This window comes from uncultured Oxalicibacterium sp. (genome assembly GCF_913776015.1).
Lineage (GTDB): Bacteria > Pseudomonadota > Gammaproteobacteria > Burkholderiales > Burkholderiaceae_D > Oxalicibacterium.
Window position 1 is genome coordinate 59,955 of the sequence record NZ_CAJYMD010000066.1, and the last position, 26,137, is coordinate 86,091.

At 53.9% G+C, this 26,137-nt stretch carries 24 protein-coding genes, 1 tRNA gene, 1 other RNA gene and 2 pseudogenes; 11 read left to right on the plus strand and 17 right to left on the minus strand.

Annotated features, from left to right (window positions below; translation table 11 throughout):
* Positions 1-19 precede the first annotated feature (19 nt).
* The 7 genes from QZ725_RS11415 to QZ725_RS11445 all read right to left on the minus strand — a co-directional run bounded on the left by QZ725_RS11415 (position 20) and on the right by QZ725_RS11445 (position 7,882).
* Positions 20-220, minus strand: coding sequence for a hypothetical protein (locus tag QZ725_RS11415; RefSeq protein ID WP_293779600.1), 201 nt, complete (start codon positions 218-220; stop codon positions 20-22).
* Between the two features lie 142 nt (positions 221-362).
* Positions 363-821: an EVE domain-containing protein gene (locus tag QZ725_RS11420; RefSeq protein ID WP_293779602.1), complete on the minus strand. Its 459-nt coding sequence runs from the start codon at positions 819-821 to the stop codon at positions 363-365.
* Between the two features lie 121 nt (positions 822-942).
* Positions 943-1,122, minus strand: a non-coding RNA gene (ssrS, locus tag QZ725_RS11425) — 6S RNA.
* Positions 1,123-1,167: 45 nt separating this feature from the next.
* On the minus strand, positions 1,168-1,479 hold the full coding sequence (locus tag QZ725_RS11430; RefSeq protein ID WP_293779604.1) for a cell division protein ZapA: 312 nt from the start codon (positions 1,477-1,479) through the stop codon (positions 1,168-1,170).
* Entirely contained in the window at positions 1,476-1,694 is a 219-nt protein-coding gene (locus QZ725_RS11435; RefSeq protein WP_293779606.1) for a DUF904 domain-containing protein, read from the minus strand. Before QZ725_RS11435 ends, QZ725_RS11430 begins: the two co-directional genes overlap by 4 nt.
* Positions 1,695-1,844: 150 nt before the next feature.
* On the minus strand, positions 1,845-5,120 hold the full coding sequence (locus tag QZ725_RS11440) for an exodeoxyribonuclease V subunit beta (protein WP_293779608.1): 3,276 nt from the start codon (positions 5,118-5,120) through the stop codon (positions 1,845-1,847).
* Positions 5,120-7,882 (minus strand): PD-(D/E)XK nuclease family protein, encoded by a 2,763-nt coding sequence (locus QZ725_RS11445; protein ID WP_293779610.1) that lies wholly within the window; start codon positions 7,880-7,882, stop codon positions 5,120-5,122. Before QZ725_RS11445 ends, QZ725_RS11440 begins: the two co-directional genes overlap by 1 nt.
* 297 nt (positions 7,883-8,179) lie before the next feature.
* Here QZ725_RS11445 and trxA point away from each other — a divergent pair, with 297 nt between their 5' ends.
* The 5 genes from trxA (at position 8,180) to QZ725_RS11470 (ending at position 12,533) form a co-directional block, all read left to right on the plus strand.
* Entirely contained in the window at positions 8,180-8,506 is a 327-nt protein-coding gene (gene trxA / locus QZ725_RS11450; protein ID WP_293779612.1) for a thioredoxin TrxA, read from the plus strand.
* A 187-nt stretch (positions 8,507-8,693) separates the two neighbouring features.
* A complete protein-coding gene (gene rho, locus QZ725_RS11455) occupies positions 8,694-9,959 on the plus strand; it encodes a transcription termination factor Rho (RefSeq protein ID WP_293779614.1) in 1,266 nt (421 codons plus the stop codon).
* A 252-nt stretch (positions 9,960-10,211) separates the two neighbouring features.
* Positions 10,212-10,478 carry a type B 50S ribosomal protein L31 gene (locus QZ725_RS11460; protein WP_293779616.1) on the plus strand — a complete coding sequence of 89 codons (267 nt, stop codon included), beginning with the start codon at positions 10,212-10,214 and terminating at the stop codon, positions 10,476-10,478.
* A gap of 143 nt (positions 10,479-10,621) precedes the next feature.
* Entirely contained in the window at positions 10,622-12,358 is a 1,737-nt protein-coding gene (locus tag QZ725_RS11465) for a glycosyltransferase (RefSeq protein WP_293779618.1), read from the plus strand.
* 90 nt (positions 12,359-12,448) lie between these two features.
* Positions 12,449-12,533, plus strand: a tRNA-Leu gene (locus tag QZ725_RS11470).
* A gap of 539 nt (positions 12,534-13,072) precedes the next feature.
* Here QZ725_RS11470 and QZ725_RS11475 read toward each other — a convergent pair.
* The 3 genes and pseudogenes from QZ725_RS11475 to QZ725_RS11480 form a co-directional block, all read right to left on the minus strand.
* Entirely contained in the window at positions 13,073-13,462 is a 390-nt protein-coding gene (locus QZ725_RS11475; protein ID WP_293779683.1) for a hemagglutinin repeat-containing protein, read from the minus strand.
* Between the two features lie 50 nt (positions 13,463-13,512).
* Positions 13,513-13,590: pseudogene (locus QZ725_RS14970) on the minus strand (hypothetical protein); the annotation flags it as partial.
* Between the two features lie 381 nt (positions 13,591-13,971).
* Complete coding sequence (locus tag QZ725_RS11480; protein WP_293779620.1) at positions 13,972-15,234, minus strand: hypothetical protein; 1,263 nt, start codon at positions 15,232-15,234, stop codon at positions 13,972-13,974.
* A gap of 161 nt (positions 15,235-15,395) precedes the next feature.
* Between QZ725_RS11480 and QZ725_RS11485 the strand changes: the two genes are divergently transcribed.
* On the plus strand, positions 15,396-16,205 hold the full coding sequence (locus tag QZ725_RS11485) for a hypothetical protein (RefSeq protein ID WP_293779622.1): 810 nt from the start codon (positions 15,396-15,398) through the stop codon (positions 16,203-16,205).
* A gap of 84 nt (positions 16,206-16,289) precedes the next feature.
* On the opposite strand, the gene recX is transcribed toward QZ725_RS11485, so the two are convergent.
* The 3 genes and pseudogenes from recX to QZ725_RS11500 form a co-directional block, all read right to left on the minus strand.
* Positions 16,290-16,766: a recombination regulator RecX gene (gene recX / locus QZ725_RS11490; protein WP_293779624.1), complete on the minus strand. Its 477-nt coding sequence runs from the start codon at positions 16,764-16,766 to the stop codon at positions 16,290-16,292.
* A 62-nt stretch (positions 16,767-16,828) separates the two neighbouring features.
* The gene (gene recA / locus QZ725_RS11495; RefSeq protein WP_293779626.1) at positions 16,829-17,920 is read right to left on the minus strand and encodes a recombinase RecA; all 1,092 of its coding nucleotides are present in this window, start codon (positions 17,918-17,920) and stop codon (positions 16,829-16,831) included.
* 356 nt (positions 17,921-18,276) lie between these two features.
* Positions 18,277-18,591, minus strand: a pseudogene (locus QZ725_RS11500) (helix-turn-helix domain-containing protein); the annotation flags it as partial.
* Between the two features lie 312 nt (positions 18,592-18,903).
* Between QZ725_RS11500 and QZ725_RS11505 the strand changes: the two are divergent.
* The 5 genes from QZ725_RS11505 (at position 18,904) to QZ725_RS11525 (ending at position 22,204) form a co-directional block, all read left to right on the plus strand.
* Entirely contained in the window at positions 18,904-19,242 is a 339-nt protein-coding gene (locus QZ725_RS11505; RefSeq protein ID WP_293779685.1) for a helix-turn-helix domain-containing protein, read from the plus strand.
* An 83-nt stretch (positions 19,243-19,325) separates the two neighbouring features.
* Positions 19,326-19,832 (plus strand): arsenate reductase ArsC, encoded by a 507-nt coding sequence (locus QZ725_RS11510; protein WP_293779628.1) that lies wholly within the window; start codon positions 19,326-19,328, stop codon positions 19,830-19,832.
* Between the two features lie 10 nt (positions 19,833-19,842).
* Complete coding sequence (gene arsB / locus QZ725_RS11515) at positions 19,843-20,880, plus strand: ACR3 family arsenite efflux transporter (protein ID WP_293779630.1); 1,038 nt, start codon at positions 19,843-19,845, stop codon at positions 20,878-20,880.
* A gap of 1 nt (position 20,881) precedes the next feature.
* Complete coding sequence (gene arsH, locus QZ725_RS11520; protein ID WP_293779632.1) at positions 20,882-21,616, plus strand: arsenical resistance protein ArsH; 735 nt, start codon at positions 20,882-20,884, stop codon at positions 21,614-21,616.
* Between the two features lie 222 nt (positions 21,617-21,838).
* Positions 21,839-22,204 carry a response regulator gene (locus tag QZ725_RS11525; protein ID WP_293779634.1) on the plus strand — a complete coding sequence of 122 codons (366 nt, stop codon included), beginning with the start codon at positions 21,839-21,841 and terminating at the stop codon, positions 22,202-22,204.
* An 87-nt stretch (positions 22,205-22,291) separates the two neighbouring features.
* On the opposite strand, the gene QZ725_RS11530 is transcribed toward QZ725_RS11525, so the two are convergent.
* Genes QZ725_RS11530 through QZ725_RS11545 form a run of 4 tightly spaced genes read right to left on the minus strand, consistent with a single transcriptional unit; the run spans position 22,292 to position 26,069 of the window.
* Positions 22,292-23,509: a cyclopropane-fatty-acyl-phospholipid synthase family protein gene (locus QZ725_RS11530; protein ID WP_293779637.1), complete on the minus strand. Its 1,218-nt coding sequence runs from the start codon at positions 23,507-23,509 to the stop codon at positions 22,292-22,294.
* Positions 23,493-24,311, minus strand: a complete 819-nt coding sequence (locus QZ725_RS11535; protein ID WP_293779639.1) for a DUF1365 domain-containing protein — start codon at positions 24,309-24,311, stop codon at positions 23,493-23,495. The genes QZ725_RS11530 and QZ725_RS11535 overlap by 17 nt, the downstream gene beginning before the upstream one ends.
* Entirely contained in the window at positions 24,304-25,581 is a 1,278-nt protein-coding gene (locus QZ725_RS11540) for an FAD-dependent oxidoreductase (protein ID WP_293779641.1), read from the minus strand. The genes QZ725_RS11535 and QZ725_RS11540 overlap by 8 nt, the downstream gene beginning before the upstream one ends.
* A complete protein-coding gene (locus QZ725_RS11545; protein ID WP_293779643.1) occupies positions 25,581-26,069 on the minus strand; it encodes a chalcone isomerase family protein in 489 nt (162 codons plus the stop codon). The genes QZ725_RS11540 and QZ725_RS11545 overlap by 1 nt, the downstream gene beginning before the upstream one ends.
* Positions 26,070-26,137: the final 68 nt, after the last annotated feature.

Below are 26,137 nucleotides of genomic sequence, written 5' to 3' on the forward strand. Positions count from 1 at the left end.
TCTGCTTTTTTTCAATAGGTTAGGAATACAAATCGATAGCATCAGCCGTGCATAACGGCGTCATTGCTACGACAGGGAAATTGTGTGATACGCCAGAGGCGGCGCTTTCTGAAGGGAAGATAACCGGAGATGAAATAAGACCCTTGCCGAAAAAGCCAGTAGCAGCGTCACGATAACGCCTTTGCTGCTCCACACTGGTCTTGGCCAAGGGAATGTTCATGTTTCTTACCTGATCAACCGCATCGTTATACTTCTATAAAGATTATTTAAGCAGCACAAAGTTCATTCTGCCGTGCGCTAACGCACGCTTGCAAGGGAAATTGTTTCGCATTTGCAGCATCATCGGCGTCTGGCAATTTCCCTCACAGCATTTTTTTGACAAGATAATTCCATTCGCATTTCGTCACCGGCGTAATGGAGAGACGACTGCCTTTCTGCAGTACCTGCATCGTCTCCAGCGCTGACGCAGCACGCATCTCGGCCAACGGCACCAGTCGCGTTTTTTTGAGCGCGCGCACGTCTACCAGCATCCAGCGCGGATTTTCACGCGTGGCTTTGGGATCGTAATAAGGACTGTGAGGATCGAACTGCGTTTCATCAGGGTAGGGTGTGCTCGCCACCTCGGCCAGCCCGGCGATGCCTGGCTCGGGGCAACTGGAGTGGTAGAACAACACGCCATCACCGATCTGCATGGTGTCGCGCATGAAGTTGCGTGCCTGATAGTTGCGTACACCGGTCCACGGCACGGTCTGGCCCGGCGCGGCAAGGGCATCGTCAATGCTGACTTCGTCAGGTTCGGATTTCATGAGCCAGTAACGCATGATAGTTTCCTGCGAGATGAAGAACGCGTGCATGGCTAATTGCACAAGCATCATGCAAAAGCCGGACCATGATAAAACGCGCATAAAAAAACGGCTGCATTTACATGCAGCCGTTCATCAATTAGTCCCCGCCTGTGCCGCTTTGCCGGCATCCCGAACCAAGAGGTTCAAGGTGGCCGCAGTTAGTTCAACTTCGGGTTCATCGGACTAGCGACGATCACTCCCATCGAACAAAATTCCGCGACCGCTGCGCATAAATGGTTCAAGGAATATATGGCAATGGCGAACACCGCAGGGAATTGCAGTTTACCGCAATCGCCCCTTCAAAGAAAGCGTCGCAGCGTGATTAAAACAGTTTTTCTTGTGGTGCGAGTGCGGTATCCAACACCGCATGCATCGCGGAAATTTTCTGATGAACTTCCGCCATCGTCATCTCGGACAAAGGCCCTTCCGGCGTCTTGGTAGAAAGCAATTCTGCCGTCACCCCAAGTGCTGCCGTGACGGCGATGCGATCGGTCCCTTTGATTTTGCCGGCATCGCGAATGGCGCACATCTTTTCATCGAGGTAGGCAACCGCTTCGCGCAAGGCTTGCTCTTCCTCTTCCTTGCAGGCGAGCTTGTATGGCTGGCCCATGATGGACACATTGACCTGAATCATGCTGCCTCTTCCTTCTGTTCTTCTGGTGCGGGGATTTTTTCGAGCAGCGCTGCCACGCGATCGTGCGCTTCCTGCATGCGTCGCGCGAGTTCGGCGTTTTCTTCGGACAATGCAGACGAACGCAAACGCAACTCGGCGTTTTCACTGCGCAGCGACTGTGTCAGCGCGGCCAGTTGTTCGATCTTTTCGGAAAGGGTATGGAAGTCGGAAATCATGCCGCAACTATAGTGGCGCAGGCTGGCGAGCGCAATAGATGCAATGAGACGCACCCGCTTTTTTGCACAATGCTGACAATTGTTGAGAAATCACTCGACTTGTCTGCATGTTCTTGCAAAGAGCGTTGCCACAGCCTCAATCCATTTCCGTCAATCGATTTCGATCAACTGCCCGTCCACGGTAATCAACGCCGTGCGAATCGGCACGTTTTGAAATACCAGCGAAGCAGCCGTGCGATAACGCGCCAGTTGCTGCGCATAAGCCAGTCGCTCGCTGTCGAGCAGATTGCGTTTGTAATCGAGAATCCACAGCGCATCGTCGAACATGACAATGCGATCGAAACGCGCAGTGCCGTCATCGGTAACGATTTCCATCTCATTGCGCGCAAAACGATATTGCGCCGGATCGAAAAACTGTGCCAAAGCCGGCTGCGACACAATGGCTTGTGCCTGTGCGCTGACAATTTCTGCCAGCGCCGGTTTGCAAGGTAGCCAGGCTGCAACGATTGCCGGATCGATCGCAGCCAGCGGCCATTGCGAACGATGCGTGAGTCTTTCCATCAACGCATGCAAGGCAATGCCTTCGTCGATTTCTTCGGATGCAACGGGCGCGGGCATCGCCATCGTCTCAGGCGGCATGGGCGGCGGCGCAAAAACCGGCCAGTCAAATTCAATGCCCTGCTCGGTTGCAAACTCTTCTGCACCCTGATCAACCGGTGCACGCGTTTCACTTGCGGCAAAGCGCGCGTACCAACTGTCTTCCTTGATGCCTTTGCTGCCGTTGGCGACGCCACTGACGATCAACAGATGGCGCGCGCGCGTGGCAGCTACATAGAGAAGATTCCAGTTTTCCTGCTCCCCCAAACGTTCTTCTTCTTCAAACAAGTCATTGCGGGCGGCGCCGCGCTCGTTCTTGCGATGATAGGCAGAGAAATGTGTGGGATGCGGACTGCCCTGCGGCCAGTCGCACAGGATGCCGAGGCTGTCTGCCGCATCCGTACTGTGATTCGTGTCCAGCATGACGACGATGGATGCTTCCAGCCCCTTAGCACCATGAATCGTCAGAATGCGTACGGCATCGGCCGCTGCATCGATATCCGCTTCGTTCGGTGCATCGCTTTCCGCCGACGAACGCAAGCGTCGCAGCGCATCGATGAAACGTGGCAGGCTCGGATAACGACCGGCATCCATGTTCAGCGCCAATTCGGTAAATGCTTCGATATTGCCGCACACCTGACTGCGCACCAGCGGCGAAGCTGCTTGCACGTAGCGCTCGACAATCTGGCCTTCATGCAGGATGCGATCGAGCAAATCATGCACGGGCAGATGCGGCATTACTTCCAGCCAACGTTGCAACAAGGCCTGGCCGCGTTGTAATGCGGGCGATGTCAAGCCCGTTACTGCCTGGCAGAGACGGTCCCACCAACTGCGCTCCGCTTTGTCATTTCTCTCCGCCAGTGAAATCAGGTCTTCGTCGTCGGCACCGACAATCGGCGACTTCAGCACATGCGCCAATGCCAGATCGTCATGCGGCGTGATCAGGAAGGTCAACAAGGCGATCAGATCGGCGATTTCAAGCGAATCGAGCAAACCGCCGCGACGATCGGAAGCAAAAGGAATCCCGACTTCGCGCAGCGCGGTTTCGTAGGCGTTCAGATGCGTGCGTTTCTTGACCAGCAACATGACATCGGACCAGCGCGTACCAGGCCGTTGCATCATGGCTTCCCTCAAGGCGCGCGCTACCTGTTGCCCCTCTTCCAGACGACGCGCATCCTCTTCCTCTTCACGCGCCGTGGTCAGTGGATCGCGCAATTGCGCAGGCGTCCAGACTGCTTTTTCTGTATCTTCTTGCTCGATCAGCGGCAGACGCCATACCGTGCCTTCGTCTGCATTCAGTGTCGTCTGTGCGTGATAAAGCGGATTGTCTTGCAAGGCAAGATTGATGGCATCAACGATACCGGCCGCATTGCGTCGCGTCTGGTTGGTGCGCAGAGCGGCGGCCCCCTGTTGCGTCAGCAGATCAAGCGCGGCGCGGAACACACGCGGTTCGGCACGACGAAAACGGTAAATCGATTGTTTGGGGTCGCCGACCACGAACATGCTGGGTCGTTGCACATCGTCGCCGTAAGCCGCCAGCCATGCCTGCACGATGTTCCATTGCAACGGATTGGTGTCCTGAAATTCGTCAAGCAGCACGTGGCGATAACGGGCATCGAGACGGCTTTGCAGATAGGCTGCATGCTCGCTGTTGGCCAGCAGACGCCACGCATGCCATTCGAGATCGGCAAAGTCGAATACACGCTGCTCGGCCTTCACACTCTGATAAATATCGAGATATGCACTGCCGACAGTGAACAGGGCTTCGTTGAAGGCGAAGACGCGCTTCTCGTTGCTGCGCTGCATGCAATGCATAAGCGCTTGGCCCAGTTGTTCAAATTCTGTCTGGAATGCCTGCATGCCGTCTTCACCCAACGCCGCGATGACCGCCTTGGTCAAATCTTTGGTCACACGATTTTTGCGCGGCTTGCCGCTGGTATCGAAGAATTCATTCGCCAGCAGCGCAAAGTTCTCCAGACTTGCGCCTTCGGACAAGGGCTTCTCGATGGCTGTGGCACGTTTCTGGTTTTCGCTACTGCCCTGACCGAGCAGGCTTGCCACGCGCAACAGGCGCATATGCAATCTTTCATCCTGCCAGACAGCCAGGCGTGCATCCTGCTCAAGATCGTCACCGCACAAGGTGCGCAACATCTCAAGCGGTGCTTCGCCTGCTTCGATCGTGGCCCACCATTCGGCACGCTTGTCGATAAAGCTGTTCAGCAAATCACGCACACGACCATCGCCCACATGCGCATATAAGGTCAGCAAGGCTTGCTTGACGGCCGCCTGTTCGTCCTGCTGCAGCAATTGCATGAAACGGCCGTAGGTGTCGGCCGCCAGCTCGCCTGTCGATTCCGCCAAGCCGTAACCATGCGGCACGCCGGACGCCAGTGGCGCAATCTGGATCAGGCGCAAGAACCAGCTATGGAAAGTATCGATCGACAAACCCTGCGGACTGCGCAACACGCGATCATACAAAGCACGTGCCTGCGGCAACATGGTCGGTAGCTCGGCTTCGGCAATACCACGCTCGCAGAGCAGCACCCTGGCCTTGTCGTCATCGGCAACGGCGAGTTCTTCGAGTAGCTGCAACAAGCGCTCGTGCATCTCCTGCGCCGCCTTGCGTGTGAAGGTAATGGCCAGTACCTGCGCCGGTTCGGCCCCGGCCAGCAGCAAACGCAGGATGCGTGCAACCAGCAGCCATGTCTTGCCGCTACCGGCGCACGCCTCGACCACCACGGAACGTGCAGGATCACACGCCGTTGCCACAAACTGCGCAGCATCAACCGGCTGCTGGTTGATTTCATAGGCGCGAGGCATATCGTGCATCACCATGCTCCCTTGCGACACAAGCCACGTACATCGCAGTACTGGCAAACCGACGCTGGCCCGCTGGCTGGCATCGCCGCACCGCGATCGATCGCCTGCATGCTGGCGACGATGCGTTGTTCGAGCGCACGCTGCCAGGCATCGAATTCCTCCGCGGCGACTTCGGCAATGCGTTCGCGGCTTTGTTCTAGCGGCACGTAGGCGGCGCCTGCCAAGGGCGTTGGCGACAGCAAACCGTAAAACGGCAACTGCTGATCTTCTCCCTTGTCGAGCCGCTTCTTCAGCACTTCAGCCGACGTACTTTTGTAATCGAGCACGACCTGTGCGCCTTGCGCATCGGCATCGATACGATCGATGCGACCATGCAGCACGATGCTGCCCTCGGCCCATTGCAGGACTTTCTGTGCCTGCTCTTCGCCAAGCATGAATTGCCATCCTTCAGCTTCGCGCGCCGCCACCCACTCCAGATAGGCCGGCATGTTCTTTTGCCAGCGCGCCTGAAAGCCCAACGCTGCGGCGCTGCGCTGGAGTTCTTCGCCGAATACGCGATCCGAAATCGCCTGCAGCAATGCTGCACGTGCCTCGCCAGACACAGGATGGTCACGCAAGGACTCATGGAACAAGGCAAGAATGCGATGCAGCCAGTCACCGTAATCGCGCTTTTCCGGCAATTCGGATAACTCATCCAGCCCCGAGAGCCTGAGCATGCGCGTTGCAAAGAATTGATACGGGCAGGCAACCAGACTGTTATAGCCGCTGGCCGATAACTTCTGAGGCCGTAACAAAGGCGCTGCCGGTGCAGGCATGCGAGGCAGCGCTGTCGTTAAACTGCGCAGAGGCAAGACAGGTTGATAACGCACCAGCAGCGGCAATCCCGCCTGCTGCAATACCAGCTCAAGTCTTTGCAGCCACGGACTGGGTAAATTGGGTTCGCCATTGCGATGCGCCTGCCACGACATGATGATGCGCGGATTGGCAGACAGCAGCTCCACCACATCACGCAGTTGCTGGCGCTGGCGGCTTTCACGCGTGGCAAGCCCGAGTTCGGCACGCACGGCATTGGCAAAGAACAACGTTTCCACTGGTCGCGACGGCAGATGTTCAGCATCGGCCCCCACCAGCAGCACGGCATCGAAACTGCGCAGGCGTGCGCCATTGAGTGGCAGCATGACCACGCGTTTATCGCGACGTGGTTGCACAAATGCCGTGGCTTCCAGTTGCAGATTCAGGAAAGCACGCCACTCGGCAAACGAGAAATCCTGATCGACTGCAGCGCAATCGCGCTCGATCAGATCGAACAGATCCAGCACCTGACGGCCGGCTTCATCCTTGAGCAAGGCATCTGTCATGCCGATGGCATCGAATGTGGCGCGCGTGTCGGCCAGCCAGTTGCAGAGACGACGACGACCGGCATGGCGCATCGCTTCAGCACGCAAGCGCTGCAGCAGCCACTGCGCCTCCGGCGCGCGGGCGCAGGCAGCCACTACGGCATCCCAACCACCCAAGACATTAGCGCGATGCAGGACGGTTTCGATGAAGATCAGTTGGTCGCCCTTGTCTGCCAACTCGGCAAACACGAAAGGCGATTTGAGAAAATCGAGCAGGCCTACGGTTTCCGCCTGCGACGCCACGAGTTCGGCCCAGGCGGCTACGGCAGCGGCGGCACGCGTGGTAGACAGTTTCCATCCGGTTTCGTCAGCCACCTGAATCTGCGCACGCTCCAGCAGTGCGCGCATGCGCCGCGCCACCACGCGATCCTGCGCGACGATCGCAATATGCTGCAAGCCTTGCTGCAACCACGCGATGATGGCCTGCGCGCCACCGCGTGCCTCGTCTTCCAGGCTGTCGGCCTCGAAAAGCTGCAGGTGGCCGGGTGTCGCGATGTCAGCGTGAGCGAGCTGATCGTGCTCGCACATCATGCCCTGTTCGTCGCCGCGCGCCTGCTCATTATTCTGCTCATCACTGTGCTCGGCGACTTCCTGCCACGCACGCTGCCATATGGGTGCGATGGCAGCGGCACGCCAATCGAGCGTGATGATCGTTACGTGCTGACGCGCCTGCCATTCCGCTAGAAATGCCTGCTCCATGGCATCCGCTGCAACCGGGCTGATCCAGAACAGTGGCTGATCGGCATGGGTAGCCAGTTCGCGCATGCGCGCAAAGCGCAGCGCAATCGCATCGCTGGCGTCAAGCTGGCTTTTCCAGATAGTCCATACCAGTTGCGTTTCATCCGACAGCAGTGTGCGGGCCTGCGGTGACAGTTGCGCGAGTGCTGCCTGCCATTGTGCATCGGCCGCATCGGGGCTGCCCTGTAGCGCCGGTAACCATGTCTGCGTCAACTCGTCCGACAAGGTCAGCAGCGTTTCGGCCAGCGGCAACAAATCGGTATTGCGGCGTGCCGTGAAAAGTTTCTTGAGCCAGCCATGCTGCCGCAGCGAGGCATACAACATCATCAGGCGCTCGCTCGATGCGGTCGCCGTCACGCCGACAGACGGCGGCAGCATGCCGATGGCTGCGCCCGGCGTCATGATCACGGGTGGGATGAAGGCGCGGCCGACTTCCCGTGCCAGGGCTTGCCGCAGCAACTGGATGTGCTCGAACGTCGAAACCAGAACGCGTATGCCGGATAAATCGACGACTGTCGCCTTATTCCGATAGTCCGGCAGCGATTGCCCCAGCACGGTACGCGCAGCCTCGTCCCAGAAGCGGGCAGAGGATGGCAAATAAACGGTATCGATCGGTTGGGCGACGGCTGGATTCACGCGGTGGAAAGGTCGAGAAAGTGGCGCGGCAAAGGGCCGTCCGCGCATTCTATGTGATGTAGCTCACAGTGCTTTTGAAATTTTATAGGCAATCCCACACTTTTGATGAAATTGGGTTATGATTTGCGCAGACCCCGCCTGACTACTTCCGGTACGCTCCCCAAAAATACTTGAACCAAACCGTATCGTCGCCATCTGTTGTTGCATCAACAGTACGCGAACAGGACCGTTACACGGTACGTCATCAAGGCGTTGATTCATTCCCTAATTTTTCCTACTCCTCCCACCGAGGCAAACATGAGCGAAAACATCAAACACATTAGCGATTCGTCTTTTGAAACCGACGTTCTCAAATCCGATCTGCCAGTCCTCGTGGACTTCTGGGCGGAATGGTGCGGTCCGTGCAAGATGATTGCGCCGATCCTGGAAGAAGTTGCCAAGGAATATGCCGGCAAGATCCAGATCGCCAAGATGGATGTGGACGCCAATCAAGCGGTTCCAGGCAAATTCGGCATTCGCGGCATTCCGACGCTGATCCTGTTCAAGAATGGAGCTCCTGCAGCGCAGAAAGTCGGCGCTTTGGCCAAAGGTCAATTGACGGCCTTCATCGACAGCAATATCTGATCGATCGACGGTTGCAGGAAACGGCGATGCGCCCGCATCGCCGTTGAACGAATACCGCATCGCACAGATGGCTCAAAGAGCAATCACAGCACAAACAGTCCAACAAGTTTTAACGAGACAGCAGTAGCACTCACCGCAGTTCCCTCCCCCACCTCTTATTTTTCCCGTCCGGGACACACGCACGACTATGCATTTATCCGAATTAAAGGCCCTCCACGTCTCCGCCCTACTGGAAATGGCCATCAGCCTCGACATCGACAACGCTGCGCGCCTGCGCAAGCAGGAACTGATGTTCGCGATTCTCAAGAAACGCGCGAAGGCCGGCGAACAGATTTTTGGCGACGGCGCACTGGAAGTGCTGCCTGACGGTTTCGGCTTCTTGCGCTCGCCCGATGCCAGCTACATGGCCTCGACCGACGATATCTATATCTCGCCATCGCAGATTCGCCGCTTCAATCTGCACACCGGCGATTCGATCGAAGGCGAAGTGCGTACTCCCAAGGACGGCGAGCGTTACTTTGCGCTGGTCAAGGTGGACAAGGTCAACGGTGAACCACCGGAAGCGTCCAAGCACCGCATCCTGTTCGAAAACCTGACGCCACTGCATCCGAACAAACTGCTGCACCTCGAACGCGAAATGCGCGGCGAGGAAAACATCACCGGCCGCATCATCGATTTGATCGCACCAATCGGCAAGGGCCAGCGCGGTCTGCTGGTGGCACCGCCGAAATCCGGCAAAACCGTGATGCTGCAACACATTGCGCATGCCATCACGACCAACCATCCCGATTCGGCATTGATCGTGCTGTTGATCGATGAACGTCCGGAAGAAGTGACCGAGATGCAGCGCTCGGTGCGCGGCGAAGTGGTGGCCTCGACCTTCGACGAACCGGCTACGCGTCACGTACAAGTCGCCGAAATGGTGCTGGAAAAAGCCAAGCGCCTGGTCGAAATGAAGAAGGATGTGGTCATCCTGCTGGATTCGATCACCCGTCTGGCGCGCGCCTACAACACCGTAATCCCGGCTTCGGGCAAGGTGCTGACCGGCGGTGTGGACGCCAACGCCCTGCAACGCCCGAAACGCTTCTTCGGTGCTGCGCGTAATGTCGAGGAAGGCGGCTCGCTGACCATCATCGCCACCGCCCTGATCGAAACCGGCTCGCGCATGGATGACGTGATCTACGAAGAATTCAAGGGCACCGGCAACATGGAAGTGCATCTGGAACGCCGCCTGGCAGAGAAACGCGTCTATCCGGCAATCAACCTCTCCAAATCCGGCACGCGCCGCGAAGAGTTGCTGATCAAACCGGATCAACTGCAAAAAATCTGGGTGCTGCGCAAGCTCATGTACGACATGGATGAAATCGAGGCGATGGAATTCATTCTCGACAAGATGAAGGCGACGAAGAACAACAGCGAATTCTTCGACATGATGCGTCGCGGCAATTCCTGATCGACCGACACTACATATACAAAAGCCCGGTTTTACGGGCTTTTTTCGTAAAAGAAGTGTTCAAAATGCCACGTAATGGCGGATTGCGCATACGTACAAAGGCGCAAAACGCGCGCATGCTTTGTCGCAAGGTCCTGATTTCATTGTATAATCTGCGGCTATTTCCAACCGGGCAAGTGATCGACAATCGGGTCAAGAGGCTGTGCAGACCGACGAAGTGACGATTGGCTACTCACACATTTAGAGGCAAGCATGAAAGAAGGCATTCACCCAGATTACCGCGAAGTCGTGTTCCAGGACATGTCCAACGACTGGAAATTCATCACGCGTTCGACCATCCAGACCAAGGAAACCATCGAATTCGAAGGCAAGCAATATCCACTGATCAAGCTTGAAGTGACGTCGGAATCGCATCCGTTTTACACCGGCAAGCACAAGATCGTCGATACCGCTGGCCGCGTCGACAAGTTCCGTAAGAAGTTCGGTTCCGTCGGTTCCAAGACCCAAGTCGCAGAATAATCGACTGGTTCGAAAGCACGAAAGGCAGCTGCGGCTGCCTTTTTTGTTATCTCCGCTTTGGAAACGCACATCAACCGCACGACCATGGCAGAACTTTTGCGGCACAATAACGCCGAAACAAGAACATCAACCTTCTCCCCTTCATGAAGCCAGTCCGCATTCCCGCTTCCGCCGCCAAGGCTCTGCCGCGCTGGGCACTGTTCGCGCTGTGCCTGCTCTATATTCTGCCGGGACTGGTAGGCCGCGATCCGTGGAAACCGGATGACGCATCGGGTTTCGGCATCATGTGGACGATGGCGCATGGCTCGTTCAACGATTGGTTATCGCCGCACATCGTCGGCCTGCCAATGACAGCGGAAGGGCCATTCGCTTACTGGCTGGGTGCAATCTGCATCATGCTGTTCGGCAGTATTGTCGGCGACCCGATGGCGGCGCGCATTGCCCCTATCCTGTTCTTCCTGCTCGGTTCGACCGCCGTCTGGTACACCACCTATCTGCTGGGTCGTCGCCCCGAAGCGCAACCTATGCGCCTGGCTTTTGGCGGCCAGCCGGAACCAAAGGATTTCGGTCGCATGCTGGCCGATGGCGCGCTGTTGATCTACCTCGGCTGCCTAGGCTTGCTCGTGCATGCGCACAGCACCACCGCCGAAGCCTTGCAAGTCTCGCTGATTGCGTATTCGCTGTATGCCGCCGCCCGCCTGTTTGAATCGCGCTCCTTCCGTAGCGCATTGCTGCTGGGTCTGATCCTCGGTTTGCTTGCCATCACGCGCGGCTGGGTCATCCCTGCCGGTATCTGGTTTGCCGTACTCGCGCTGTCGCTGGTCAATGCACGCCTGATTTCGCTGCGACTTGTGCTGTTTTCCCTGCCACTTGCTGTCGGCATCCCCGCACTGTGGCTGTTTGCCAATCAGGTTTACCAACCATTCGGCGGGCTGCCCAATCAAGGCTGGCTGGACTGGAACTGGCAACAACTCGGCATTCCGACACTCTCGACCACCAAGTATTTTTTCAAGAATGCGATCTGGTTTGCCTGGCCAGCCTGGCCGTTCGCCATCTGGGCCGTTTACGCCTGGCGTCGCCAGTATGAAGCGCTGCACATCACCTTGCCGCTCGCATTCTTCAGTGCCTTGGTGATACTGGCATTGCTCAATCCTTCTGGCGAAGAAGCCATCCTGCTGCCTTTGCTGCCGATGCTCGCCATTCTCGCGGCTTTCGGTCTGCCGACCATGAAACGCGGCGCCATCAACGCCGTGGACTGGTTCTCGGTCATGATGCTGTCAACCTGTGCGGTCTTCATCTGGCTTGGCTGGCTGGCCAAACAAACAGGCTGGCCGGCACAGATCGCCAAGAATGCATTCAAGATCGCGCCAGGCTTCAAACCCGATTTCAGCTTCTGGACATTGCTGTTTGCCGCCATCGCCACTGCAGCCTGGTTGTGGATCGTCTACTGGCGCGTCTCGCGCCGCCCGACGGTTATGTGGCGCGCCGTTGTTCTCTCCTCAGGCGGCATCATCCTGTGCTGGCTGTTGCTGATGACGCTCTGGCTGCCATGGGGTAATTACATCAAGAGCTATGCAAGCGTCGCACGCGAAGTGGACAAGATCCTGCCGGACGATCATCTCTGCGTTTCCACCAATGTCGGCGCTTCGCAACGGTCCTCCTTCGCCTACTTTGGCAAACTGCATTTTGCGCATGTTGGTGAACGCAATTGCAGCTATTACCTGCTGCAAGACCATCATCGCGGCGACGACTCGCCCACCACCATGACGCGTGACAACAAGCAATGGAAACTGATCTGGCTTGGCCGCCGCCCTGCGGACCGCAATGAACGTTTCCGTCTGTACGAACGCATCAGCGACAACCCTGCCAAGAAAGAATGATCCAAAAGTTACGTTGATCTTGCCGAAACAATGGGTTTCAAGCATAATATGCGGCTTGCACATTGCGCCGTCTGACGGCCAATCCAACAAGCCCGGGTGGTGAAATTGGTAGACGCAGCGGACTCAAAATCCGCCGCCGCAAGGCGTGCCGGTTCGATTCCGGCCCCGGGCACCATCAATAAAAAAACGGCTCTCGATAATTCGAGAGCCGTTTTGTTTTTTTCCGCAATTCTTTCCTGGGTCCACAAAAAGCCAATTTTATTCTTGGCAATACCAGCGATTTACTCAGGCATGACATGATGCCCCATTCAAGCATCCAAATGCTTGCGGTCAGAGACGAATGGCTTGCTTTTCGCTGCTGACGCTAGTACTTCGGGCTTCGCTAGTGACTCTGCCGGCATTTGATCCCGCTTGGCAGCCGCACAACCATAGAGCATCCATCCGAACTGATCGTGCAAGCTAACAGCTCGTTGGTATAAATATTGGCAGATACTTGTCCGAAATTATTCGCGTCATCACAGAGAACTTGTTTTCATCACACCCAAATCCCAAACACGTCAAATACTGACCGCGAAGTTATCTGCAACTGTTGATATCTGAAACCTGCATCTCGTGTGAAGACGAATACTGCATCCAGGCATCGCAAGCGAGGGCATGAAGGCTACCGCAATAGAGCCGGCAATTCCGCGGCATGTTCAATCGCCGTTCGCGTGGTCATCGCTGAATAGGCATGAACTTGTCAACCTGGAAGCCACCATCGCCTGCCTTGATACCGCTGGTTTCCGTCACCCTGGCGTAGTCGCTGCTGACTTTGCTTTTGCTGTAGCTGATACTGCCTGAGACACCGGCACCAATGGTGATACTGCCACCGACATTCTTTTGTTTGCTGTCGTATTCGCTGGTGTCTTGCAGGCTTTGGATGTTGAGGTCGCCTCCGACATCGGCAGTGACTTGCTTACCACTGGCGACAGCGCCGATCAGGTTGGCATCTTTGCCTGATACGAGTGCCAGTTGATTCCCTGCGTTGACATGGGTGTTGGTCCAAGTGACGTCTTTGCCGTCGGCATTGCCGCGACCGGCACTGGCAGGGCAGTGATACGGAATCCGTCCGTACCAAAGCTGATGCCGATACTGCCGCTGCTGCTTTTGTTGGTGCTGTGTTGTTTAGCGGTACTTTTTGCGGAAAGAAGGTTGATGTTGTTTTCTGCGGCGAAGGTGTAGTCAATGCCCAGCCACTACCGCAGTTGGTGAAACGGGCTTTCGTTTCGATCAGATTTTTGAAGTCATTCAAAATTCCTATTTACGATCGATTTGATAGGTGTAGCCACGTTGTGACAAACAAGCCTTCAGTTCTGAAGATTGGCGATGATATGAAGCGTCATCCGTCTCACCAGGAAGCATTCTTTTGACGTGCCAAGAAAAATTACCGTTAGCACTTCCTCCACACTCTATCCAATCAACCTTACGTGCCTCGTCTGTCATGGATTGTTTAATCCAATAGTCTCTATAAGGTTTTGGTGGAGATGGCAATTGCGGCACAAAGCATCCCATGCAGAAACAGCCTTGCAGCAATAAACAGGAAGATATTGTGCTGGCCCAACATAATCCATTCTTCATTTTGAAGCCTTTAAAAAAATAGAAATGGCGTTCCAAACTTCCGGTGGCAGTAGTTCTGCCGCAGCAAATGGGGCTGATGGAATCAAGGCCAACTCAGATATCCGATCTCGTACAAGGCGCTCCGTATCTGACATACCTCGCTTAGTATTCCCTTGTTCATCATATAGTCCTGTTATCTGTCCACCAATGAAGTCGTGCGTGCCTCCAAAAGCTTCGATCAGCTTGTCTTGCCAACTTCCTGCTGCATACTCATAGCCAAACAATGTTCCTGTCCAACCTTGAATACCTCCCGTTTTTCCTGCTGCTGCCTGACCTTCTGGGGATTGAAGATACTTATAAAGTGACTTTCCATTCGCCCCCTCTCTCTTCCACTGAATCTTCCCATCCTTTAGAGCGAGAACTTCATTTCCATTCTCATCTTTTTTTGTGATGCATCGCTCGTTACTCAGTCCACAGATATTATCCAGATCAGCACGTGTCCCTCCTGTTCCCTTTCCATCACCACGTATCCCTGTGCTTTTTCCTTCTCGGAAATTGCTGAACTCGTCTTCCCCATCGATGATGCCTTTAAATAACAAGGAGTTTTCGATGGCAATTTCACGCATTTTATCTGCGGCTACCGATAAAGATTCTTTCGTTAATGCAGATGTCCCCATCTCCGTTACGGCGCCAATCAACACATTCATGATGCGCTCTTGCAATAGCAGATCATCAAGCTGCTTTTGAATGATGATTTTTTTATCCTCATCCCCACCCTTAGATGCCTCTACAAATGCGTCTCTTAATACCTTTCTTTCACTTTGAACATAATCAGCAACAGCCTTACTTGCCTGTTGGCTAAAGGCTTGCGTAATCTGGACCTGTGCATTGATTTCCTTCTGTACTTTCTCCGCATCAAATATCTTCGGAATACCAGCCTCTGCATCACCTGTTCGAACATTTTTGTTACCCGCAATACCACTAACACCGGATTGTGTGGTGCTAGCCGAATGCCCCTTATCCGAGCCAACCCCTCCACCACTTATGTTGGGAACACCTCCTGAACTGCCAGCACCTAACGATATGCCCTTAGCATCAGCCTTGTAATCAGCTTTGTTCTGAATATCGCTGGTGGTGAGGCTGTCTGTCTGGAGGCTGTTCTTGTTGTCCTGAACAGCTTTCTCCGTACTGGCGATGACCGCACCTTTCAGGTCGGTGTTGCCGCCCACCACAACCTGGAATCCACCATCGCCTGCCTTGATACCGCTGGTTTCCGTCACGCTGGCGTAGTCACTGCTGATGTTGCTCTTGCTAAAGTTGAGGCTTCCTGATGCTCCGGTGCTCCATGCATAGGTGAAACTACCGCCTACACTTTTTTGAAGTGCGCAACATATAGATTCGAGAGTTAAACTAACGCCCCTTCAGATTTTCTCTATTCACTATGAACATCCTCATCAAGGAAGAACTTCGTGCCTACATCGATCCACTGACGGCGGATGAACATGCAGCCCTCGAACGCAGTCTGCTCACCGAAGGTTGTCGCGATGCACTGGTTTTATGGGGAAACGTTCTGGTAGATGGGCACAATCGTTATGGCATTTGTCAACAACATGGTTTGCCATTCAATACGGTGCAAAACACGCAATTTCAGTCAATGGACGATGTGTACCTATGGATGATCGACAATCATCTGGGGCGGCGCAGCGTATCGGATTTCCAACGGGGTGTACTCGCATTGCGCAAGAAGGAAATTCTGTCGCAGCGGCAGGAAGAACTTGCTGTGCCATCGCAAGCTGATACAACAGGGTCGCAAGAAGGAATCGAAAGGCCGAAGAAGGATAGTGTGCCGTCGCGCGAGTCGATGGCACGTACCGCACGACTCAGCAGTACCACGCTGAACCAGATTGAGAAGATCCAGAAATCTGCCGCGCCGGAACTGGTCAAAGCGGTCAAGACCGGCACCATTTCAATCAATGCGGCAGCAGCCGTTGCCACTTTGCCTGAAGAAAAACAGGTGGAGGCGGTTGCAGGTGGAAAAAAGGAATTGCGAGAAGCGGCACGACAGGTACGCCAGGCAAAAGCACCGCGCAAACCTTCCATCGATCTGCCGCCCCTGCCTGAAGATGCCAGCCCTGAGCAAATCGAAATTCATCGCTTGCAAAAACTGGTTGCAGAATTGGTGGAAGAACGCGATCAGCTTAAGAAAAAAGTACAGAATCTGACGATTGCATTGAGCGAAGCGCGCGGCTGATTCCGTCATTCAGACGAAGATGCCCCGCTACGCTTCTCTTGTTTCAAGGAGTGAAGCAAACATGTCTTTACAGGCACGTCCCTGTTAGCTCTCTTCGTTTTCTTCCTTACCGTCATCTGCGCGCCCGGCGTTTTGCAACACCTTGCGGATCGTCCCCTGAGAAAACCCGCGCTGCAACAGAAAGCGCATCTGACGCGCGCGTTCTTTGGGATCGGTTGGTGGGGAACCGAATTTTCTTTGCCAGACTTCCGCAGCGCGTACCGCTTCATCTTCCAGCCCTGTACGTGCATCGTCGATCGTCGCGGCATCAAGACCGTGACTCTTTAGTTCGGACAGGATGCGGCTATTGCCGAAACGTGCAGCGCGACGATTGATCAGCGATTCTGAAAAGCGCTGTTCAGACAGGTAACGCGCTGCTTGCAGCGTATCGAGCAAGGCTTCGATATCGTCGTCTTCCTGTGCGTAGCGTGCCAGTTTGCGACCTAGCTCCTGGCGGCTGTGTTCGCGTGCAGCCAGATAGCGCAACGCCCGTGCCTTGAGACTCAACTGGATTTTTGCCATTGAGCTCTCCGCACGGGCGTTACTGAACGAACTATCACGATGCGATCAGACGATCGTGACAATCATTCGACTTCCTTGATTTCCTTGGCTTCCTTTGCCGCGGCCTTCTTGGCTGGGGCATCGGCCTTCAGTGCCGGCAGTTGCGGCACACCCAATACATCACGCACCTTGTTCTCGATTTCGTGCGCCAACTCCGGACGTTCTTTCAGATAGTTGCGTGCGTTGTCCTTGCCCTGACCGATACGTTCACCGCTGTAGCTATACCAGGCACCCGATTTTTCGACGACCTTGTTATCAGCACCCAGATCGAGAATCTCGCCTTCGCGCGACGTGCCTTCTCCATAAAGAATGTCGAAATGCGCTTCCTTGAAGGGTGGCGCGATCTTGTTCTTGACGACCTTGACACGGGTTTCATTGCCGATCACTTCATCGCCGGATTTGATGGAGCCGGTACGACGAATATCCAGACGCACGGACGAATAGAACTTGAGTGCATTACCGCCAGTCGTCGTTTCCGGATTGCCGAACATGACACCGATCTTCATACGAATCTGGTTAATGAAGATCACCAGCGTATTGGTACGGTTGATGCTGCCGGTCAGCTTGCGCAGCGCCTGCGACATCAGACGTGCCTGCAAACCTGGGAGGGAATCCCCCATATCGCCTTCGATTTCGGCTTTTGGCGTCAGCGCCGCAACCGAGTCGATGACAACCAGATCGACAGCGCCGGAACGCACGAGCGCATCACAGATCTCCAGCGCCTGCTCTCCCGTATCCGGCTGCGACACCAGCAGTTGCGACATATCGATACCGAGTTTTTGCGCATAGACAGCATCCAGTGCGTGTTCAGCATCGATGAATGCGCATGTTCCGCCGAGTTTCTGCATCTGGGCGATGGTTTGCAGCGTCAGCGTGGTTTTGCCCGACGATTCCGGACCATAAATCTCAACGATACGACCGCGTGGCAAGCCACCGACGCCGAGTGCAATATCCAGCCCCAACGAACCGGTCGAGACAACCTGCACTTCTTCGACGACTGCGCCATCTTCCATGCGCATCACCGAGCCCTTGCCGAACTGCTTTTCAATCTGCGCCAGCGCGGCGGCGAGTGCTTTGCTCTTTTCCGAGCTCGGTACGTTCTTTTTGTCGTCCATGAAGTTTCTTTCGGCGGTTAGGTAAGGGATGCCGGCCAAGCAGCCTGCGAAAACAAACATACTGTATAAAAAAACAGTGCTTTATGCAAGTGTCGTTTTTGTGCTGCGGCATTATGGCGAATATTTGATCGACTCGCACAGCTTGCCGACTGTCGATTTTCAGTTAAATGGGAATTTTGTTCAGCTAAGTGTGAACTGGTTGTCGATTTTCATTTGGGGCTGAATTTAATCCGCTAACTCAGAGCTATCGCAAATATTTAGGCCGTTTTTGATACGCGAGAGCGCGTGTACAGTAATTCCATTTACTTACTTGTAGATTTGCTCGCTAAATTGACCCTCTCGAACTGATCCACTTTCCACTGCCTAGCAAAGGCAGCAACGCGATCGTAAGACCCTTCATAGCCCAGTGCGCATAGATCGATATGCATCTGCTTTAACGACCTTTTTTGTTTGCGCGACTTCGCCGCCTCGGTTTTTAACCAGGTAGTCAGCTTCAATGCATAGGTATCGAGAGATGTGCTCGATCGCCTGCCAGCATAGGAGGGCTCTATGGTTTCAGCCCTCAAATACCGTCTGACGGTGTTTCTAGAGATCCCTAATCGTCTTGCGATCTCTCTCAATGAGACCCAGTCACGTAGGTGCCGGCGTCGAACGATTCCAAGTAATGCCACGTCGATAACTCCATCCCCCCACTAATTTCAGTAAGTGAGAATGTGGCCTATACATTGGTCAGCATTGGGTACAAATTACCCCGTTAAGTGTGTCGGCTTCGGTGCAATCACCATCGGCTAGGCCAATTTGAATGCGGTGAGCTCAATCAGAAACGCGCGGCTGCTTCCATGGGAGCAGTATGTATGTATGGATGATGAAGACATTGCGTTTGGGAGACCCAAATTTTCCACCATCGCCCTAGGAAGACAGGTTGCTTGCATAAATTCAATATTTCAACTAATCTTGAAATTAATATTTCAAGGATTATTGAAATGAACCAAAAATCCGTTGTCGTCGCACTCAGTGCACTGGCGCAGGAAACACGCTTAGCTGTCTTCCGTCTCTTGGTACAGGCAGGCCCTACAGGACTATCCGCATCTCTAATTGCGGAAGGTGTGAGCATTGCACCATCCCTACTGTCCTTCCATCTCAAAGAGCTTTTGCATGCTGACTTGGTGACGCAAGTACGCGAAGGTCGTTCACTCATCTATGCAGCGAACTTCAGCGCGATGAATGGACTGCTTGGATATCTGACCGAGAACTGCTGCGGCGGCAATCCATGCTTCCCCGATTCAAAGGTTGCCTGCTCAACGGAAGGCGGCTGCGCGTAATCAAACGCCATTCACATTCAGTCCACCCTAATTAATCAGCAGCGGGCATCCGCACGCTGCACTACCCGCCCATAAGGAAAATCGTGTCTAACAAGCAGTTCAATATCTTATTTCTTTGTACCGGCAATTCGGCACGTTCCATCATGGCAGAAGCACTCGTGACGACAATGGGTCATGGATTGTTAAAGGGTTACAGTGCAGGCAGCAATCCCAATGGTGTAGTCAATCCGTTTGCCATTGAACAAGTCAAAAAGACTGGGTATCCAACGGACAACCTCCGCAGTAAAAGCTGGGATGAGTTCGCTGGCCCTGATGCGCCACATATGGACTTCATCATTACGGTTTGCGACAACGCGGCTGGCGAAGTATGCCCAATCTGGCCAGGTCATCCATCGTCGGCACATTGGGGATTTCAGGACCCTGCAGCTGTTGAAGGCACTGACGAAGAAAAGCGCGCAGCCTTTGAGCGCATCTTCAAGCAAATCATGGCTCGCGTGAACGCGTTTGTCAGCCTGCCGCACAACATATTGGAGAAGCACTCCATCCACCAAGAAATACAGAAGATTGGGGCAACGCCTGTCGCTGGCTAAGGATGGGATGATGGGAAACTTCGAACGATACCTAACGTTGTGGGTCGGCTTATGCATTGTTGCAGGTGTCATCCTCGGGAAACTCTTCCCATCCGTGTTTGAGTTCATCGCGCAGCTGGAAGTCGCACAGGTGAATCTGCCTGTTGGACTTCTCATCTGGGTGATGATTATTCCAATGCTGGTCAAAATCAACTTCTCGGCACTCTCGCAGGTGAAAAGTCATTGGCGTGGCATCGGCGTAACACTGGTCATCAATTGGCTGATTAAGCCTTTTTCGATGGCCTTGTTGGGTTGGCTCTTGATTCGGCACGTGTTCGCAGATTGGCTGCCCGCCGACCAGATTGATAGCTATGTTGCCGGACTCATCTTGCTGGCTGCCGCGCCGTGTACAGCGATGGTGTTTGTGTGGAGTCAGCTATGCAAAGGTGACCCATACTTCACGCTGTCGCAAGTGGCATTGAATGACGCCATCATGATGGTGGCATTCGCGCCGTTGGTCGCACTGCTTCTCGGTATAGCATCCATTACCGTGCCGTGGGATACCCTCATCACGTCGGTTGGCTTGTACATCATCGTGCCGGTTGTCTTGGCGCAGATGATTCGAAAAGCACTGCTTAAGCAAGGACCTGATGCCTTGGCAAAGGTGAGCCAGCAGTTGGGACCATTCTCGATAGCGGCGCTGTTATTGACCCTGGTCTTGCTATTTGCATTCCAAGGTGAAGCGATAACCGAACAACCGCTTGTTATCGGCATCCTTGCTATCCCTATCTTGATTCAGGTCTTCCTGAACTCAGGACTGGCTTACGTATTAAACCGCAAACTTGGTGTAGCGCATTGTGTTGCTGGGCCATCCAGCCTCATTGGCGCATCGAACTTCTTCGAGCTATCCGTGGCGACCGCCATTAGCCTCTTCGGCTTCCAATCAGGTGCGGCACTCGCCACCGTGGTCGGTGTACTGATAGAAGTGCCGGTCATGCTGCTCGTCGTCGGCATCGTCAATCGGTCACAACGTTGGTACGAAGCAGGTATTGCAAGTAATGGGAAATGACATGACAAGTAGCAATCCAGACTTACCCAACGTATCGTCTCAACTCGATACACCTACGCACGCACAGTTAGACGCATCAAACGTATCCACGCATCCACCAAGAATTCTGTTGCTGTATGGGTCGCTTCGTGAGCGTTCATACAGCAAGTTATTAACGCTGGAAGCGGAAAGAATTCTGAAGCATTTTGGTGCCGAAACAAGGGTCTTCGACCCTGCTGGCTTGCCGATGGTCGATAGCTGCCCAGCGGACCATCCAAAAGTGCAGGAACTGCGCAATCTATCTGCATGGTCCGAAGGTCATGTGTGGTGCAGTCCCGAGCGTCACGGTGCAATGACAGGCGTGTTCAAATCCCAGATTGATTGGTTACCACTCGAAGTCGGGAGTGTACGGCCGACGCAAGGACGAACGCTGGCTGTGATGCAGGTGAGCGGTGGTAGCCAGTCTTTCAATACTGTCAATCAGTTGCGTGTACTTGGCCGCTGGATGCGCATGGTTACTATTCCTAACCAAAGTTCAGTTGCCAAGGCATTCGAAGAGTTTGATGAGGCTGGGCGCATGAAGCCCTCCAGTTACTACGACAGATTGGTAGATGTGATGGAAGAGCTGTACAAGTTCACTCTACTTGTTCGCGACCGGTCGGATTATCTGACTGACCGATACAGCGAACGCAATGCAGAGCAAGAGAAACAACGGACTACCTTGGCAGCTAATGCCATGAGTCACGAATCGAAGTAAGAAATATGCCGCTTTTTAGCCAATAGTGGATGTCCGAACTTGATCAACAGCAAACGTGTTCAATGGTCGCTCTAGAACTATCTAGCATGGCTTTAGGCATGAAAAGGCCTGCTATTTTGAAACGAAACCAAATTAATCCACCTAACATGTACGCAGAGCGAGCTGGCGTACATTCTATTTTTTCAACCAATGCCAACATGCTGTTTTTTTTGTGGGTCACCGATGCCAACAGTACTGATCGCCGAAGACAATCCTGACGCTCGGGAGTCTCTTACCGAGGCATTGAGAATAGCTGGGTATACAGTTCTGGCAGCCCAAGATGGGCAAGTCGCTATAGAAATAGCGAAGGTTTTTAAACCGGATGTTGTGCTTACAGACATAGACATGCCAGGTCTTGACGGGCTTAGTCTCTGCTTTCAGATCAAAGCGAATCCTGACCTAGAAAATATTCCAGTTGTGCTGTTAAGTGGAAGGCTGCCCATTTACCAACCTGAAGCAGTATTCGATGTCATTCAAAAACCGCTGTTAATCGAAGAAGTTCTCTCATCTGTGCGAGCAGCTACTACCGTCAGACATCGTGCAGCTTAAGCATCTCTGAAAAATCTCGCCTGGCGCAACGTCCATATCAGCCGGTCGACTACATCAAATCCATCAGGACGAAGCGTTGGATGTCGGTCATTCGCTTAACGTCCACAGAGCAACGTCCGTACGTCGTTCCAAGAAGCCTGCTTCGCAGTACGTGAGGTACATCTCCCACAAGCGAATGAAGGCATCGTCGAACCCCTGCGCGCGTACCTGATCAAGTTGTGACATGAATGCACGGCGCCAGTGATGCAGGGTGCGCGCGTAATCTAGACCGAAAGATTGATGACGCTCCAATTGCAATTCAGCACGCTCAGCCTGCGCCTGCAATATCGATGGACTCGGCAGCATGCCGCCAGGGAAAATGAATTGCTGGATGAAATCGGTGCTGCTGCGATAGTGCGCGAAATGTGCATCGGCAATGTCGATCGATTGCAAGACGATTTTGCCTTGTGGTTTTAGGCTGCGCTTCAACATGGCAAAGTAGGTTGACCAATGCGCCTCACCGACTGCTTCCAGCATCTCGATCGAGACAATGTGATCGTATTGCGCGTCAACATCGCGGTAATCTTGCAATGTCAGCGTGACTCTGTCGTCGAGGCCCGCCTCGCGCATCCGCTGCTCGGCGAAGGCAAGTTGCGCTGGAGACAGCGTAATGCCATGCACACTGATCCCTTGCCGTGCCGCATGCTCTGCAAAACCACCCCAGCCACAACCAATTTCCAGAATACGCTGGCCCGGCCGTGCATCCAGCTCATCCAGAATGCGCTGGTATTTGTTGCTTTGCGCGCGGTCCAAAGACACGTGCTCATCGTCGCCAAACCATGCCGAAGAGTACGTCATGCTCGAATCGAGCCATAACTGATAAAACGAATTTCCCAGATCGTAATGCGCCTGAATATTGCGACGGCTACCAGAACGGCTGTTGTTGTTCAGCCATAGATGGGAGAGACGACGTAGCAATAGCGCCCACCATTTACCATGCAGCGCACGTTCCAACGCATGCTGATTACGTATTACCAAACGAAACAACTCCAGTAGCCCTTGGCTGCTTACCCAGCCTTGTCGCAGACTATCGGCAAAACCAATGTCGCCCTGCATCATCATCGGACGCGCGGCGCGCCAGTCATGGATCGCCAAATCCGCATGGATACCTGAACCGTTTCCGAATCGCAGGACGACGCCATCTGGCGTCGTTACCTCCAATGTGCCTTCTTCGATACGCTCGAACATCGCAAACAACAAATGTCCTGCTAGCGGTAGCGTCTCGGGCTTGGGAAAAGAAAGTGTACGACTAGATTTGCTTTTCATTGCCGGAATTCCTTTGGTTTCTGGTCAGCGAATGATACGGTGGCGCCGGTTTCGAATAGAACGGTATCTTCTTGATCCACAATCGCAACGCCTGAACATGAATACGAACGACGACACCCAAAGTCAGAAGAGGCATCTGACAAAACACCTTGAGAAGATTGCTATCCGTCGCCGGTGAGGTTTGCAAATCAATCGATGTGACAATCAACGGATGGTGCTCTTCCACTTCATCGAAATAATCGATCGCCATGCGATGTCGACCATTTTCTCCCTGATAGCGAAAACGATAATGCCCGCCGACCTTGCAGAACGGTGAAACGTGAAAATTCTTGCTGCAGATGAGCGACGTGCTTGCCGTAATAGGTGCATTCCCTTCCGCACACAACAGATACTGATGGTGCTCACCGAACGTATTGTTGACCTCTGCGAGAATGAGGCGTAAGTGCCCGTCGCGATCATGCAGATACCAGAAACTGACAGGATTGAATACATAGCCAAGTACGCGCGGCATGGCTTGCAGCCAAATCTCGCCATCAGGTAGCTTGAGACCAGCATCATTCACGACACCTGCAATCCAGCGTCGCAAATCGCCTTGTCGATCACCATGATCACGCTCAAAAAAAGCAAGCAATCCGCGACGGTTGAGGGAAAACAGCCAATTGTTCTTTTTCCTGATTGCTTCCAGCGCGTGCAAGGGTATGCGCAAACAGAAAATCGGGTAGGCAAAACGATGCCGGGATGGGCGCGTGCGCGCATGCATCACTTCACCAATACCGATTTCCATGACAGCGCGATCATTCATAGACAGCCTGCCAAGGTGGCTGAATACCGAAACCGCGTGCAACCCGCAATGCGGATTTCAATCCATCTTCATGAAAACCGTAGCCACTCCATGCTCCGCAAAACCAGATACGATCGCGCCCCTGGATCTCAGGCAAAGCGCGTTGGGCCTTGATAGCAGCAGCGTCCATCAGCGGATGCGCATACTCAAAACGTCCGAGCACAGCTTCATCAGAAATGGACGTATCAGGATTGAGCGTCACAATCACCTGGCTTTGCCACGGTAATGGTTGCAATGCATTCAGCAGATAGCTGACCGTAACGGGATAATCGGCATGCTGGGTGGTGGCCATCCGATAATTCCACGCTGCCCATGCCTTGCGGTTGCGCGGCAGCTGCGAGATATCCGTATGCAGCACGGCCTGATTCGGCTGAGTACGAAAGGCACCAAGGATCTCGCGCTCTTCGGGATTACAATCCAGCAGTTGCATCGTGCTCGGCGCATGGCAGGCCATCACGACCTGATCAAAACACGCTGCTCCTTGAGCACTATCGACCATCACGCCCTGCCCGTTTCTCCGCACCGCATATACAGGGCAATCCAGATAAGTTTCTGCAATATCGGGCAGCATGCGGTTGACATAGTCGCGGGCGCCACCCAGCACGGTTTTCCAGATTGGACGCTCATTAATCTGCAACAAGCGATGATTGAGACAAAAACGCAAGAAGGTCGCTGCCGGGAAATCCAATACGGCTTGCGTCGAACAAGACCAGATCGCCGCTGTCATCGGAAGCAGATACCATTCACGCATATCCGTACCGTAGCCTTGCCTGTTGAGCAATTCACCCAGACTGCATTCGGTTTCTGCCACTTCTTTCAGATACATCTCTGCGTGGCGATTGAACCGCAAAATGTCTTTTAACATCCGCAAAAAACGCGGACGAACCAGATTGCGACGCTGGCAGAAAATGGTATCGAGGTTATTGCCCGCCCATTCGATGCCGCATTTTTCGACCGCGACCGAAAAAGTCATGCTGGTTTCATGCGTCTGAACACCCAGATGATGAAACAAGGCGATCAAATTGGGATAAGTGAGATCGTTGTGTACAAGAAAACCGGTGTCGACAGGTGCCGTCATGCCTTCGAGTGTCACATCCACGGTATGGGTATGACCACCAAAATAGGAATTTGCCTCGAATAGTGTCACTTGATGCTGGCGCGCAAGCAGCCATGCCGAAGCCAAGCCGGCAATACCAGAACCAATAACCGCAATGCGCTGCTTTTCGCTCATCACGTTTCCTTCAACAAAGCCAAACGCAAATTCTGGCTGTGGCATTCAGGATCAAACCAGATACGCGCCATGGCATCAGTCAATGCACCATCTTCAATACAACCCAACGTCGCTTTGTCGTTCAACAAGGTAAGCGAACGACCACGCTGGAAAATCATCCACAACGCATCGCCACGTCCCGCATTAGGCATGATGTCTCGTAATGCTTGCATCCAGACTGTCAGTTGTTCGGAAGCAGGCTTGCTCAAGCGGGTTATCTCGCGCTCACTCGCATCCAGAATCGATTCGGCACTCACATTACGCAAATAAGCAAACTGCAAAGCGAAACTGTCATTTGCCGGCATGCTCGCACCAAGCCGCAACGCGCCTGCGGTCCACAGCGTGGCGTGATATACCGAAAAAACGCTCCACGTCAGCGTTCCTGTTCCTTGTTGCTGCCATACGCCTTTAATCGGCATGTGCTCGTCGAGAAAGTTTTTGCCTTGCATGGAAAGACCAATATTACTATCAAGTTCAAAATATAACACATAAGTTCATTTACAAAACCAATTGGTTT

Bases quoted from the DNA above. Each gene is read 5' to 3' on its own strand.
- QZ725_RS11540 (WP_293779641.1), bottom strand. From the start codon at position 25,581: ATGAGCGAAAAGCAGCGCATTGCGGTTATTGGTTCTGGTATTGCCGGC.
- rho (WP_293779614.1), top strand. From the start codon at position 8,694: ATGCATTTATCCGAATTAAAGGCCCTCCACGTCTCCGCCCTACTGGAA.
- recX (WP_293779624.1), bottom strand. From the start codon at position 16,766: ATGGCAAAAATCCAGTTGAGTCTCAAGGCACGGGCGTTGCGCTATCTG.
- QZ725_RS11525 (WP_293779634.1), top strand. From the start codon at position 21,839: ATGCCAACAGTACTGATCGCCGAAGACAATCCTGACGCTCGGGAGTCT.
- QZ725_RS11545 (WP_293779643.1), bottom strand. From the start codon at position 26,069: ATGCAAGGCAAAAACTTTCTCGACGAGCACATGCCGATTAAAGGCGTA.
- QZ725_RS11435 (WP_293779606.1), bottom strand. From the start codon at position 1,694: ATGATTTCCGACTTCCATACCCTTTCCGAAAAGATCGAACAACTGGCC.
- QZ725_RS11535 (WP_293779639.1), bottom strand. From the start codon at position 24,311: ATGAATGATCGCGCTGTCATGGAAATCGGTATTGGTGAAGTGATGCAT.
- arsH (WP_293779632.1), top strand. From the start codon at position 20,882: ATGACAAGTAGCAATCCAGACTTACCCAACGTATCGTCTCAACTCGAT.
- arsB (WP_293779630.1), top strand. From the start codon at position 19,843: ATGGGAAACTTCGAACGATACCTAACGTTGTGGGTCGGCTTATGCATT.
- QZ725_RS11530 (WP_293779637.1), bottom strand. From the start codon at position 23,509: ATGAAAAGCAAATCTAGTCGTACACTTTCTTTTCCCAAGCCCGAGACG.
- QZ725_RS11415 (WP_293779600.1), bottom strand. From the start codon at position 220: ATGAACATTCCCTTGGCCAAGACCAGTGTGGAGCAGCAAAGGCGTTAT.
- QZ725_RS11460 (WP_293779616.1), top strand. From the start codon at position 10,212: ATGAAAGAAGGCATTCACCCAGATTACCGCGAAGTCGTGTTCCAGGAC.
- recA (WP_293779626.1), bottom strand. From the start codon at position 17,920: ATGGACGACAAAAAGAACGTACCGAGCTCGGAAAAGAGCAAAGCACTC.
- QZ725_RS11505 (WP_293779685.1), top strand. From the start codon at position 18,904: ATGAACCAAAAATCCGTTGTCGTCGCACTCAGTGCACTGGCGCAGGAA.
- QZ725_RS11440 (WP_293779608.1), bottom strand. From the start codon at position 5,120: ATGCACGATATGCCTCGCGCCTATGAAATCAACCAGCAGCCGGTTGAT.
- QZ725_RS11420 (WP_293779602.1), bottom strand. From the start codon at position 821: ATGCGTTACTGGCTCATGAAATCCGAACCTGACGAAGTCAGCATTGAC.
- QZ725_RS11485 (WP_293779622.1), top strand. From the start codon at position 15,396: ATGAACATCCTCATCAAGGAAGAACTTCGTGCCTACATCGATCCACTG.
- QZ725_RS11465 (WP_293779618.1), top strand. From the start codon at position 10,622: ATGAAGCCAGTCCGCATTCCCGCTTCCGCCGCCAAGGCTCTGCCGCGC.
- trxA (WP_293779612.1), top strand. From the start codon at position 8,180: ATGAGCGAAAACATCAAACACATTAGCGATTCGTCTTTTGAAACCGAC.
- QZ725_RS11430 (WP_293779604.1), bottom strand. From the start codon at position 1,479: ATGATTCAGGTCAATGTGTCCATCATGGGCCAGCCATACAAGCTCGCC.